This window comes from Methanococcus voltae PS, from assembly GCF_024807035.1.
Classification (GTDB): Archaea; AGJL01; Methanococci; order Methanococcales; family Methanococcaceae; genus Methanococcus; species Methanococcus voltae.
The window spans coordinates 331,204-345,489 of the sequence record NZ_JANUCQ010000002.1 but is presented as its reverse complement, the minus strand read 5'-3'; the positions used below and the strand labels follow the sequence as shown (position 1 = coordinate 345,489).

The 14,286-nt window shown below is 28.2% G+C and carries 12 protein-coding genes; 6 read left to right on the top strand and 6 right to left on the bottom strand.

The window, feature by feature from the left end; translation table 11 throughout:
* Nucleotides 1-111 precede the first annotated feature (111 nt).
* The 3 genes from M2325_RS04795 to M2325_RS04785 form a co-directional block, all read right to left on the bottom strand.
* Nucleotides 112-1,086, bottom strand: a complete 975-nt coding sequence (locus M2325_RS04795) for an NOL1/NOP2/sun family putative RNA methylase (RefSeq protein WP_245314866.1) — start codon at nt 1,084-1,086, stop codon at nt 112-114.
* Between the two features lie 171 nt (nt 1,087-1,257).
* On the bottom strand, nt 1,258-2,367 hold the full coding sequence (locus M2325_RS04790) for a thiamine-phosphate kinase (RefSeq protein ID WP_259051923.1): 1,110 nt from the start codon (nt 2,365-2,367) through the stop codon (nt 1,258-1,260).
* Between the two features lie 152 nt (nt 2,368-2,519).
* Nucleotides 2,520-3,146 carry a HoxN/HupN/NixA family nickel/cobalt transporter gene (locus M2325_RS04785; RefSeq protein ID WP_259051667.1) on the bottom strand — a complete coding sequence of 209 codons (627 nt, stop codon included), beginning with the start codon at nt 3,144-3,146 and terminating at the stop codon, nt 2,520-2,522.
* 575 nt (nt 3,147-3,721) lie between these two features.
* Between M2325_RS04785 and M2325_RS04780 the strand changes: the two genes are divergently transcribed.
* Together M2325_RS04780 and M2325_RS04775 are read left to right on the top strand one after the other, a co-directional pair.
* Nucleotides 3,722-5,362 carry an S-layer protein gene (locus tag M2325_RS04780; RefSeq protein ID WP_209590974.1) on the top strand — a complete coding sequence of 547 codons (1,641 nt, stop codon included), beginning with the start codon at nt 3,722-3,724 and terminating at the stop codon, nt 5,360-5,362.
* A 273-nt stretch (nt 5,363-5,635) separates the two neighbouring features.
* Nucleotides 5,636-5,863: a hypothetical protein gene (locus M2325_RS04775; RefSeq protein ID WP_209590973.1), complete on the top strand. Its 228-nt coding sequence runs from the start codon at nt 5,636-5,638 to the stop codon at nt 5,861-5,863.
* Nucleotides 5,864-6,026: 163 nt separating this feature from the next.
* Here the strand turns inward: M2325_RS04775 and M2325_RS04770 are convergent, their stop codons facing one another.
* Nucleotides 6,027-6,635, bottom strand: coding sequence for a flavin reductase family protein (locus M2325_RS04770; protein ID WP_209590972.1), 609 nt, complete (start codon nt 6,633-6,635; stop codon nt 6,027-6,029).
* Nucleotides 6,636-6,961: 326 nt separating this feature from the next.
* Between M2325_RS04770 and M2325_RS04765 the strand changes: the two genes are divergently transcribed.
* From M2325_RS04765 to M2325_RS04755, 3 genes are all read left to right on the top strand, one after another.
* Nucleotides 6,962-7,492 carry a CD3072 family TudS-related putative desulfidase gene (locus M2325_RS04765; RefSeq protein ID WP_245314149.1) on the top strand — a complete coding sequence of 177 codons (531 nt, stop codon included), beginning with the start codon at nt 6,962-6,964 and terminating at the stop codon, nt 7,490-7,492.
* 248 nt (nt 7,493-7,740) lie between these two features.
* Complete coding sequence (locus M2325_RS04760) at nt 7,741-8,544, top strand: ABC transporter substrate-binding protein (protein WP_374759674.1); 804 nt, start codon at nt 7,741-7,743, stop codon at nt 8,542-8,544.
* 158 nt (nt 8,545-8,702) lie between these two features.
* Nucleotides 8,703-9,365, top strand: coding sequence for an amino acid ABC transporter permease (locus M2325_RS04755; protein ID WP_209590970.1), 663 nt, complete (start codon nt 8,703-8,705; stop codon nt 9,363-9,365).
* A 71-nt stretch (nt 9,366-9,436) separates the two neighbouring features.
* On the opposite strand, the gene M2325_RS04750 is transcribed toward M2325_RS04755, so the two are convergent.
* Nucleotides 9,437-10,138, bottom strand: coding sequence for a 4Fe-4S binding protein (locus M2325_RS04750; RefSeq protein WP_209590969.1), 702 nt, complete (start codon nt 10,136-10,138; stop codon nt 9,437-9,439).
* A gap of 538 nt (nt 10,139-10,676) precedes the next feature.
* Here M2325_RS04750 and M2325_RS04745 point away from each other — a divergent pair.
* On the top strand, nt 10,677-11,120 hold the full coding sequence (locus M2325_RS04745; protein WP_209590968.1) for a MarR family winged helix-turn-helix transcriptional regulator: 444 nt from the start codon (nt 10,677-10,679) through the stop codon (nt 11,118-11,120).
* Nucleotides 11,121-11,347: 227 nt separating this feature from the next.
* Here the strand turns inward: M2325_RS04745 and acs are convergent, their stop codons facing one another.
* Complete coding sequence (gene acs, locus M2325_RS04740) at nt 11,348-13,264, bottom strand: acetate--CoA ligase (protein ID WP_259051665.1); 1,917 nt, start codon at nt 13,262-13,264, stop codon at nt 11,348-11,350.
* Nucleotides 13,265-14,286: the final 1,022 nt, after the last annotated feature.

The window sequence follows — 14,286 nt, the reverse complement described above, 5'->3', positions numbered from 1 at the left end:
AATATTAAATTCAATTTATTATTTTAAACTTTATTTAATCTTATTTTTAAAATTTAAGAATGTAAAATAGTGTATATAAAATAGTGTATTTAATATACTAATGTAGTATACTTACAATTTCTTAAGTTTCGCAATATAGAACGGTTCATTTGGCGGTAAAATCTTAAGTGTACCCTTAATTATTGCATCTTCAATATTTAGTCCCTTGTAGTCATTTTTATCTAATTTTACAAGTTCTACGTCATTTCTAAGGTTTACTATATGGCTAATAACTTCTTCATCTTCCTCAATTTCTGGCGAACATGTACTGTATACTAATTCACCACCTGATTTTAATAAATCAATAGCTGTATGTATGAGTTCTTTTTGACGATTGGAGCAAAATAAAATGTCACTTCTATTTTTAATCCGGCTACTATCCTTATAAGCATTACCTGTACACGGTGCATCCAATAGTATTTTATCAAATAATCCTAATTCTTCAGGTTTTAAGTTAACAGAATCCGTATTCATTGTTACAACGTTTTTGAGTCCCATACGGTTAATATTTGATGTAAGACTTCTAACCCTATTTTTATTTACCTCAACAGCGAAAACCATGCCTTCATTATTCATTAATTGTGCGATATGTGTAGTTTTGCCACCTGGTGCAGCACACATGTCCAATATACGTTCGCCTTTTTGAGGATTCAAGGCAATAACTGGTACCATTGAAGAAATACTCTGCATAAAGTAATATCCGTAAAGATATTCTGGAGTAGCACCAACTGAAAAAGGACTGCTAATCACTTTAAAGGCATAATCCAAGAAAGTATCTTCCAAAACGATTTTTTTATTTTCAAGCCTTTTTTTCAATTCTTCGGGCGTAATTTGTAATGTATTGACCCTTATATACTTATAATTTTGAAAATCAACCGTATTATTGTCTTCGTCATTTTTTTTATCCAATTCATCATTGGAATCGTTTTTCAAATTATTATTAGATTTTGATAAATCCAATTCTATTTTATCTTCTTTTCTAATTTTATCCTTCATCTGTCTCATTTTTTTAATGTCTCTTAATGAAGAAGTAAGTTTAAGTCCCATAATGTCACCAATATTTATTTAATGTAATTTTTATCAACATGCTCATTATAATTTTTCATAATTAGCGTAATAATTTTCGTAATTCTAAACTATTGTTTATCATATTATTTATATTTACTATTAAATCTAATATTAAATCTAATATTAATCTAATAGTAAATTATCAATACATTAATCATTCCAACGATGAACATAGCCTTTGACAACGCCCTCGTGGAATTTATTAAATGCTACACTATCTATATATTGACCATTTTCAATTGTTTTTCCAATTTTTTGAACTTTACTGTCATTATTCTTATTATTATTGCTATTATCTTTATTCTCATCATTTTTGTTTTTACTTTTATTTTTACGTTCAATTTTTTCCAATTTATTATTCAAATAATGACTTGAATTAAATGAACTAAATAGCAATTCAAATTCTTCACCACTATTTAATATAATATCCAATAATCCAATATCGTCAATATCAAGTTCTTCACAGAATTCAAAGGTTTCAGAACTTGCACAATTTAATATATCTTCTGAATTAAGTTCAAAATTATTTAAATATGTGATATCTTTACCTAATCCATCGGAAATATCACAACAAGTATTTATATGACCATTAAGTGCCATACCTTCAAAAATTCTTGCTTTTGGCTCACTAAGTTTATTAAAAATTTCGGGATAGTTATTTATGAGCTTTAAACCTACATTAAAGTCATAAGGGACTCCATTTTTTTTATCAATCAAGTATTTTTCATACATTATCAAAGCACAGGATACTTTCCCTAAGTCATTAGTTATGTATATATTTGACTCATATTGATTTGTTTCTGTTTCTTTTAAATTAAAATCCCTAAATACTGGATTTGACGTAATACCAAACGCAGTACCTGATAAAACCAATTCTTCTGATTTATTAGTATCGCCACCTACTAATGGGCATTCATATTCACAACAAGCCGAATTTATCCCCCTCGAAAGCTCGTCAATATACTTTTTATCGGCAGTTTCTTTGTCAAATCCCATTGATACCACAATTCCGAGTGGTTTAGCACACATGGAAGCTATGTCGGATACATTGGCAGTAACTACTCGTTTTCCAATTTGAAAAGGCGTAAGTAACTCTGGAAAATGAGTACTTTTGAACAACATATCTGTAGTTATCACTAATTTGTTAATTCCCAAGTTAATTACTGCACAATCATCTCCAATAGATTTTATAATGCCAGAATTTCCCTTTACCGAGGTATTGTTTTTTTGAATTATATCTATAATATCAAATTCATTTATTGCTTTTTTTTCCATATTTTCCATATTTTCCATATTTTGACCAAATCTCTATCTCTTTAATTTAACTTATATGATATCTTTTATAAAAACTTAATAATAATAAACTAAAATAAATATAATCTAAAAATTAAAAAAGAAATAAAGTAAAAAATTTAATGAATTCCAAACAACGGACCAGCGATATTCCAAATTCCAAACAATATAATTATAATTCCACTAATTAATGGTAATTTGTTTATGCTATTGTTAGAAACATATTTTTCCAAGAAATCTTTACTTTTTACAAATAGAATCGAAAACAACGAAATGCTAACTGCTAGACCTAAACTAAAGATAATTACATATAATAATCCATCGACGATAACTCCACTAGATATGCTAATTAAAAGCACCGCAAGAGCTGCAGGACAAGGGATTAAACCAGCGGATAATCCTATGGCTATAGCACTTTTATTTGTATCTATCTTATGTACGTGAGGTTTATAGTAACTTTTTAATATCCAAATTCCAACCAGTAATAAAATAACTCCGCCAATAAGTTCCATAGTTGAGCTTAAGCTCCCTAAATTGAAATAATTTGATAAATACAATGATAAAATCCCCATGAGTAATATAACAATTATATGAGAAAATACTACGGTAAAACCCAATGTTAATGTGCTACAGATGTTAGCATCTGTCCCAAGTACGAAAGCAGCCATAACTGATTTTCCATGCCCTGGCTCTAGTGCATGAAATGCCCCCAATAAGAATGCTGAAAATAATATGACGTATTGCATAATCATCACCTATCTATAATAAATTAATAGTATTACGATTTTTAAAATATTCTTAATAAAATATTACTTAGTAATAAAATATTATTGTTACTATATATATAGGTGATTATTATAAAGTTTTTTTAAATAGTATTAAATACTACTTTAATATATTGAATATTACAATATAATATTTTTTTAAAGTTTTGAATACTCTGGCAAAAATGGAAAGATATATATACTATTGTGGTCTACAAATAAGCATGTTAATTAATAATCATTACAATAACCCCCTTATTGTAACTAGTATAGATTAAATAATCTAATAATTTGTTGAGATAATTGATTTTAATCTTGATATATCTTATTTAATGTTATTTAAGGTATATATTTAGGAATTTAATCAAATTTAAACAAGATATAGTTTTTCAGTATTAATTATTAAAAAATAGTAGTATCATATCATAAGTTTTATATATTATTCCTACTATTACATATGTTTGTTGACAAGTAATATTAAAATTAAAAAAATAATACTAAGTTATTAATAATATCTAAAAAATATTATTGATGCTAGTATCCCCTTAGGTGAACTAATGGTAAGAAGCATAGTTAAAACTAGTGCAATTATCGCAGGTAGTGCAATGTTGGCTTCGACATTGGCTACGGGCGCTTTTGCAGTAGAACAAATTGGAGATGTAGAAGATTTCTCGAAAAAAGTTGTTGTTGAAGGAAATCCAAATGTTAATATTGTTGTAGGTTCAAATGCAAACGCAGGAGATGTAATTTCTGCAGCAGAGATAACCGCAAAAGTTGGTAATTTATTATATACAGAGCAATCAGCAGACGTTGGTTCAGCAAAACTTAACGTGAGGGCATTTGCTAAGTCAGATGACTACAATTTAGTAGGTAACAAAGAAGTTACTTTAGCAACTAAGGATGACAATGCGTTATTCGTAGCAGCTGCAGATGGCGATTATGCTGATTTAATGGCAAATACTGCTTATTTTGGAGACGATACTGATTTAGATGCAAAAGATGGTGCTGTTTCATTAGGTAGATTATCCACCTTAGCCGAAGTTAAAGATACAGACCCATTCAAATGGTTTGATAACGATAACGATGCTTATGAATTTTTAATGGGTAGAGTTACAAAAGAAAACAACGATAAATGGGCTATAAACGAAAATGAATTATCTTACGCTGTTTTATCATTCAAAGACGATAATACTACTTTTAAAGGCTTAGATTTTTTATGCCCGGGTAAAGAAATACCATTTTTAGGCGAAAACTATATCATCATGAGTACGAGTGGTAGTAAAGACGTCGTAGTTTTAGGTAAAGAAGTTTACCAAGGTGTAATTAAAGAAGGCGATACTTACGCTGTAAACGGTCTTGAAGTAAAAGTTGATTCTGTTTTAGTAAGTAATGCAGGAACTACCAACGAAGAATATAAAATAAAATTACAAATCTTAAAAGATGGTAAAGTAATCGCTGAAAAATTTGACAATGCACCAACTAATTTAATGGCTGGCGGTATCGGCGTTAGAATGTTTAAAGCATGGAAAGATATAGGAAATGACTATGGTTTCGTTGAATTGGTAGTTACCGATAACTTAAAGTGTATGCCATTAGGTGAGGAATACATACCTGACTGGGAAACTTACGTAGTTATAGAAGAAGGTAATAAATTAGTTTACACCGATGATATTGTAAAAGGTGTACCTAACCGAGGTATTGCTTTAAAATACGTTGGTGACGACCACGATTCATTATCTTCAGGTAAAGAAATCGATATTTTAAAATATGCAAGTATGAATTTCGATGATGATGACGATAAAGCAAACACTATGAACGTATTGTTTGAAATGGACACTACAAAAGATTTAGATTTAACAGTAGGTTCAAAAGGAACCGTTTTAAACTCTGAAATAGCTTTAGAAGGTATTGAAGGTACTGGAACTAAATTAACAGGTTTAAAAGCTCCATTAGCTGTTTTAGATGAAGAAATATCATTAGAGTCAGCTGACAAAAATTTAATTGTTGTCGGTGGACCTGTGGTAAACGCATTATCAAAAGAATTAAAGTCAATGGGTAAAATAAACCTTACGGAAGAATCACAAGCTACATTAGCAGTTGTAAATGGTGTAGCTAATGGAAACGATGTTTTAGTTGTAGCGGGTGGAAATACAAAAACTACCAACGAAGCTGCAAAAGCATTTGTTGAATTATTATAATTAAAATTGAATAATACATTGTATCAAAATTATTCTTTTTTTAATTTTTAAAATTATTTTACATTCTTTTGTTTTTATATACTTTATTTTTTAGAATATTACTTTTTTTATTTATTTTTTAATTTATAGTTTTATTTTTGATATTATCGCGTATTTTATTAGTTTATATTCTAAATACGAATATATACATCAAAAAAAGTCCTAATTTCGTACGGATAATTATATATCATATTATCCTAATATATCATTTAATTAAATCATCCGGGTGACATTATGAAATATTTCAAATTTAAAAATAACGAAACAGACATCTATTTAAGTAGTAAAAATATTAAAAACGTTGCAATAAATGAAAATTTCGTATATATTGATTTGTTTGAGCCTATTTATGTAGATAGTACCGTAGCTTGCTTAATGTTTGAAATGGGTACTGAAAAATTAGATAAATTTATAGCTTACTTAACTGAAAACTCCTACGATATGGAAGTACCTTCAAAGTAAGTAGCTCTAATAAACAATAGATTAATCAATTATTTACCAATTTAACTTACCAATAACAATCTAAAATTAATAATCAAATAGTCAAATAATTTGTTATACTCAATTAATAAATTTTGTAAAATAAGTAAAATAAGTAAAATATTGTAATTAAGTAATTTAATAGCTATTCTATGTATTTTTTTGATAATGGGTCTTTACCATCGGGAAACATAGCTCCAAAAGGTTCATGAGTCCCTATTTCGTTTACAGTGCAAAAATTCATTCCTTTAGAATCGCTCACATTAAATAGTGGTTTAGCCTTTTCTACATCGAGAGAACCGTCTTTTTTTAAGTATTTGTCATCAGCTTCTAAGTTGACCACTTTACCCATAATCAAATTATAAGTTTTTTCTTCGTATATTTTGAATAATTCGCATTCCATCCAAGCATAGCTTCCTTTAATACCTGGTGTTTTAATTACTCTAGATTTTTTCTCTTCAATCTGTGCATATTCGTACTCATCTATTTCAGGGGTCGTATGTTTCGCAGTAGGCACAACTTTGTCTGCAAAATCTACGCCAGTCATATTAATTACAAATTCGTTCATTTCTTTAATATTGTCTAATGTATCTCGTCTTTTTGCTGAAGCAATACATATTAAATCTAAAGGTCTTAGAACAGGCATTAAGCAAGAATAAGGTGCTATATTTCTAATTCCTTTCTTATTGATTGACGATATAAACCCTACTGGTAATGGTATAAAATTTTCCCTTAAAAACGGTTTTAAAATCATTTGCATACCTCTATTTTAATTTTTTTCATAACATTAGTATATTATAATGATAACTACAGTATTATTTATTTTATAATTATATTACATAATAATACTTATTTTATAAATATATTACCAATTAAATTACGTAATTAGATTAACTAATAATCTATTATTTAATGAATTTTTAATATAATAACCTATAAATAGTATAATTATGATAAATAACCACCTATGCGACTTTATATGGTACTAATTTAACTAATATGCAAAATAAAAAATAAAAAATAAAAAATAAAAAATACAAAATATAACCCTGTGGTGAAATTATCAAAAGATGTAAAAAAATGGCAATCGTTGCACATTGTATATTGAATGGAAACGCAAAAGTAGAAGGGATATGCGAATACGAAGGAGCGTTAAAAGACGTAGTAAATTACTTAATGGATGCTAATTATGGTATAATCCAATTACCTTGTCCTGAAACTATAATATATGGTATCAAACGATGGGGGCATGTAAAGGAGCAATTTGACACCCCTCATTTTAGAGAACAATCTCAAAAAATGTTGAAACCCGTAATCCAACAAATCATGAACTACAAAGAAAATGGCTATACAATTGATTTATTGGTCGGCGTAGATGGTAGTCCAAGTTGCGGTATTTATAAGACTTGTTCAGGTTCCGAATGGGGTGGATTCTCAAGTAATTCAAATATGAATGAAAAAATCAATAAAATGGAATTTATTTCTGAAAAAGGCATTTTCATGGATGAATTAATAAATATTTTAGAAGCAAATCAAATTTCTATGAAATATGTTGCAATAGATGAAAATGATGTAGAAGAATCTTTAAAATACTTAAAGAGTTTGTTATAATAAATTTATTATAATAAATTTATTTTAATCTATACTATTTTATTTTTTTAATTTTATATTGCTTTTTTTAAACTACTCTACGACGTTAAAACACTTTTTTTGCCTGTTTTGATAGTATGATTATATTAAGTTATTTAATACCTATAAATTATACTAATAACTACGTATAACAATTTATTTATACAATAACTGCAAATCAAATTTATATATTGTAATACAACCCTATTAAAAAACTTAATGGTGAAATGGTGAATAAAAAACTTACTTTAGTAGTATTAGGCTTATTAAGCTTAGTATTGGCATTTTCAGGATGTACATCCACTAGTACACAAAGTTCTGATGATTCAAACACCGATATGTCTTGGAAAAATGTTCAAGATAGCGGTGTATTAAGAGTTGGTCTTTGTGCTGCATACCCTCCATTTGAATCAAGAAACGCAAAAACTGGCGAATTCGAAGGTTTCGATATCGATTTTGCAAACGCCCTTGGTAATGAATTAGGCGTAAAAGTTGAAATAATAGACGCAGAATGGCCTGCTTTACTTGGTGGTCTTTCAAAAGGCGACTATGATACATTAATTACCTGTATGTCTGAAAGAGAAACTGCTGCAGAAAATGTGGAAATGAGTGAACCATACTACGCTTTAACAGATGTAGTTGTAGTTAACAAAAATACCGACTCAATCAAATCATTAGCTGATTTAGACGGTAAAATAATCGGTGCACAGTTAGGTACCGGTTCACAAGATACCGCAGAAAAACTTGAAGGTGTTAAAGAGGTTAAAACATATAATTATAACCCTGAAGCATTTATTGACTTAGAAAACGGTAGAATAGACGCTGTTATCGTAGGTCAAGCTTACGCTCTCACTCAAATGAAAGAGTACCAAAATGTAAAAACTACCAACATTACAATTAATCCTGTAAATGTTATCACAGTTCAAAAATCTGGTGCTAAAGAATTAACTCAAAAAATGAATGAAGCAATTAATAAATTGAAAGAAAACGGTAAATACGACGAAATAAAAGAAAAATGGCTTTCATTTGAATAATTAATACATAATTTTAATTATTAAATGATTGTTAAATTGATATTAAATTACTAATTAAAAATCTAATAAACCAATTAATTAACTAATAATTACCATATTAATACCTTATTTTTATTTTTAATTCAGTGTTATTTTAATTTATATCAGGGTGTAAATATATGAATTTTGACATAATATTGTTGTATAATTTACCGGCACTTTTTTGGGGGCTAGTAATTACTTTAAAAATAGCTTTTTTATCATTCGTATTTGCAATTATTATTGCACACGTAGTGGGCATATTAAGAGCTTTAAATATTCCTAAGGCTGTTGATTTAATATTTAGAGCTTATGTGGAAACATTTAGGGGTATACCCTTGTTAATATTGCTATTTTTTATATACTATGGTTTACCTTCGGTAGGTATTGTAATGGATAATACTACAGCGGCTGTACTGGGGTTATCCTTAAATGGTGGGGCTTATATATCTGAAATTGTCAGAGCTTCGCTATTGTCCATTCCAAAAGGTCAATGGGACGCGTGCTCTTCATTAGGAATGAATAAAGTACAAAGTTTGGTATATGTTATTATTCCTCAAACCATCCGTATTTCAATGCCTTCGCTTATGAATTCATTTTCTACAATAATAAAAGAGAGTTCCTTAGTTTCGGTAATTGCAATAACTGAGTTGACCAGAGTGGGGCAGTTAATATATACAAAAACAGCAAGTCCCTTTGAAGTTTATATTGTAATAGCTTTAGTTTATTTATCCGTAATATTCACAGTTTCGTTATTATCTAATTTAATTGAAAAAAAATTGAATTATGCTTACAATAGATAATTATGATATATAATTAATTAATTAATTAATAATAAAATAATATAAAATAAAAAAATTATTTAACTATTTAACTATTTATTTATTACTTTTTCTTTAATATTTTTAATCTTTTTATCCCATTTTACGCTTAAAGCATCGTTTATTGGACAACTATCCACACAAGCATTACACGATATACAGTGAGGATTTCTTAGTTCCGTAGTTTTTGATACATCGATTCCCATCGGACAAGAGTTATCACATTTTGAACAACTTACACAACTATTTGCATCTCTTTTAATTGTTCTTGGCTTAATCAAGTTTGTAAGTCCCATCATTGCTCCTGCAGGACATAAATATCTACAGTACACCCTTTCATTAAATAATGATAATATTACACCAATCACTACAGTTGCCATAAATACTGAGATTACAAAGTCCACTGTACCGTTTAATATTAAAATGTAGTATCCTGCAAAGCCCATCATTCCAAATAACATGAAATACTTTACATATTTCAATTTTTCGTGTGTTTTTTTGCTTATAAAGTTATTGTGTTTATGTCCAAACAATTTTTTCCCCAATAATCCAGAAATTCTTTGCAATGTCCCCATCGGACAAATCCACCCGCACCAAATCGGTCCAAGTAATAGCATGAATGGAAATAGCAATATTAAAACAACCATTCTTCCAGTCATTCCCAAAGCTAAAAGTGGAATCAATGCTCCAATTTGTAAATATAACCTATTTTTTTGATTTTTTGATAATTTAGCATACCATTTTTTTAAATCCATAACTTTCACCGTTATTATACTTTTTTTATTTTTAATTCTATTTTTATTTTAACATTTTTTGATAAATTTAATATTAATCATATTGTTAGATAAGTTAATTTTATATACCTAATATTAGATATCTAATAATATTATAACATTAGATATCTAAGAACTAGTATATTAATTTATCTACCGATATTCTTGAATAAATAATATAATAAGTATGTAACATATGTTTATTATATGGGGATATAACAGTATATTATATTAATAACATATGTATATATCTAGATTAGTTAGCAAATACTAATATATTAAAAACTTTAAATATATAAGTATACAATATTATTCAAAATGTAGCTAATCCTCATAATTGTTATATATAAATCTGTGCTAAATATATTTAATATACTAAATAATATATAAATAAACAACCAACATTATTAAAATTACTAAAATTACTAAAATTACTAACGTGACATAACAGTATGAATTTTAATTTTCATATTTTTAATTTCAATGTTGTAAATATGATGATATGATTAGAGGTTATACTATGACTAAATTACCTGAAAGGAGCGAAAATAATTCAATTAATCATTTGCTTTATTCCATTAAAACTGAATTATGCAAAAAATGTAACCAATCGTTCAAAGAATTAGGGGTTACTGGTTCACAATTCAATGTTTTAGAAGTTTTATGGTATAAAGACGGCATAACTCAATCAGAAATACAGCGTTATTTGGGCATAAAGGCTTCATCTGTTTCTAACTTAATAGACCATTTAGAAAAGAAAGAGCTTATTGAAAGAGTTTTTGACGAAAATGATTCAAGGGTTAAATTAATTTATTTAACTAAAAAAGGGCTGGAACTTAAAGAAAAAGGTTTCGAAAAATGTAACGCCCAAACAAAAATGATATTGTCTGGATTTTCAGATGAAGAAGAATCCAAATTGAAAGATTATTTAAAAAGGCTAATATCCAATTTAGGAAACGAATAAATGACTTAATTTCTATTTTGTACTTGTTTATTCGTATACTCTATAAAATTTATAATTTGGATTTTTATGTATTTTATGATATATTATATTATTATTTCATAAAATCTAACTATTCCGTAATATTATTTTAAAATAAATATTATATAATACCAATAATGTAAAAATAATAATACAAATAATAATACAAATAATAATACAAATAATAAAATAAAAAAAATAAGGTTATTTTATTTATTAAAAGTTTTAGAACCTTTTAATTGCTGTTTTATTTCATCTACACTAGTTGTATCTTCAAGAGTACTTATATCTCCTATTTCTTCACCAACAACCAACTTTTTAAGGATTCTACGCATAATTTTGCCACTTCTAGTTTTAGGCATTTTACTAACGAAGAATATTATTGAAGGAATGGCAATAGGACCCATTGTATCTCTTATGTACTGAATAAGTTCTTTTTTAAGCTCTTCCTTAGGTCTACCAACATATTCAGGATTAAGTGTTACGAAAGCAACCGGTACTTCTCCTTTAACTTCATCAGGCTTACCAATAACTGCAGACTCTGCAACCATCGGATTTGAAACTAATTCGTGTTCAAGTTCTGCAGTACCTATCCTATGTCCTGCTACATTGAGTACCTCGTCAGCTCTTCCCAATATCCATATATACCCATCATCGTCTTTAGTAGCATAATCAGATGTAGCAAATACCCCAGGTATTTTATTCCAGTATGAAGCTTTATATCTTTCAGGGTCGTTCCATAAACCTTTTAACATACCAGGCCAAGGTTTTTTGATAATTAAATTACCTTTAGTATTTGGTGGAACGCTTTTACCATCTTTATCGACAATATCGGCTTCAATACCTACGCCCGCAAATGAAGCAGACCCTGGTTTTAAAGGAACCGTTTGAATACCGTTTGGCGGGTAAATAACGTGTCCACCAGTTTCAGTTTGCCAGTAACAATCGCAAATTGGACAGTTTTTATCCCCAACTACTGAATAATACCATTTCCAAGCTCTTGGGTTAATTGGTTCTCCCACAGTACCCAAAAGTCGAAGTGTTGACAAATCATGGTTTTTAACCCATTTTTCACCGTATTTCATAAGCATTCTGATTGCAGTAGGCGCCGTGTATAATATGGTCACACCGTGCTTTTCAATAATTTTCCAAAGTCTGTCTGGTTCTGGATAATCAATCGCACCTTCATAAATTACAATCGTTGAGCCTAATGAAAGAGGCCCATAAACTACATAGGAATGTCCTGTAATCCAGCCAATATCTGCAGTACACCAAAATACGTCAGTATCTTCAATACCCCACGTCCAGTCCATCGTTTTGGTGGCGTAAGTTAAATAACCGCCTGTAGCGTGAACTACACCTTTAGGACTACCTGTTGTACCACTCGTATATAGTATAAACAACGGGTCGTTTGAATCCATTATTTCAGGTTCAACTCTACTGCGTGCTCCTGCCATTAATTCGTCCCAGAGATAATCTCTACCAAATGAAAGTTTGATATCTTCGTCTCCTCTAGGTACATAAATTACGTTATTTAAAGAGTTACAGTTTAAAGCAGATTTATCTACAATGCCCTTTAAATCTATTTTTTTACCACGTCTGTATAGTGTATTCGTACTAACCAATACTTTTGCCTTTGAATTGTTTATTCGCTCTGAAAGTGCTTCTGAGGAGAAACCAGAGAATACTGTGTTGTGTATTGCCCCAATTCTTGCACAAGCAAGCATGGCTACAACAGCTTCAGTCATCATTGGCATATATATGGCAACTACGTCTCCTTTTTCCACACCTAAATTTTGAAGTACATTTGCAAACATATTCACTTGTCTGTATAATTCGTAGTAAGTGAGTACTTCACAACTGCCGTCTTCTCCTTCCCAAATTATTGCCGCTTTGTTTCTTCTATTGCCTTTAATATGCCTATCTACACAGTTATAACAAGCATTTAATTTTCCGCCTACAAACCATTCTGCATTTGGATAATCCCAATCTAATACTTTAGACCAAGTTTTTTCCCAATCTAAACATTTCGCTTGTTCTCCCCAAAACTTTTCAGGGTCTTCAAGTGCCTCTTTTTGAAGAGGGCTCATTTTTTCCAATAAAATGTATTTATCCCCAGTTTTCACGATTTCACCCAAAATATCGTCTTACCAGTATTTAATTTTACTAATTTAATAATTTAACATCTGTAAATTTATTATTTACTATATATTAATCTATTAATCTATTAATTTACAATATTAAAAATTCAAATTGATTAACCACAATATTAATATTGAAATTTTCTACAATTTATTACCATCAATAATAATTTTGAATTCTATGATTAATATAACATTACATGTACTTTCAAATTCACCACTGTATAATCCAATTATACACTGTTATAAAATCTATAATTCATATGAATTCATCATGATTAATAATGACAAATTGTATTATTTCCTACTATTAATTATCTAATATATAAGTATTTCGCCTGGTGTTGTATTTTTATTATACAATTGTCGAAATATACTATTTTTGTAAGATTTACCTGGTAATCTATAAAACAGCTGAAAAATAATTTTATCGACTATTGCAAATTATTTATTAAAAATAGTCGTTAAAATAATTTAAATATAAAAATAATATACAATAACAAGTATTACCAATATTGTAGCATGTAAATTCCTTTAAAATTTTTTTGTTTTATATGTCTTTCTATTTGCGTTCGATGATTACATATATATAAATTTATAAATTAAATATTTTGATATTACAATTCTTACTAATATTTTACATAATAATTATATGAAATTTATATAAAATTTATATATTAATTATTTGTAATAACCTATTGCATACAATTAAATTGCTACAATTTGGAATTGGGTATATAACAATTATATATTAAATTGATATATAATATTGGGAAAAATATTTAAGTAGTAAACTTATGTTAGATTGATTTATCTACTTATTTAAATGTAATACCTAATCTATATCTGTTAATTGGTGTATATTATTCCTAAATTCTGTAATGTATTAATACAAGAAAATAATATGTAGTTATGACATTATGTGATACTATATATTAGATAGTATTATTGGCGATTTTTGCCAATGTTAATGCTTAGAATTTAGTAAAATATCATATACAAATTTA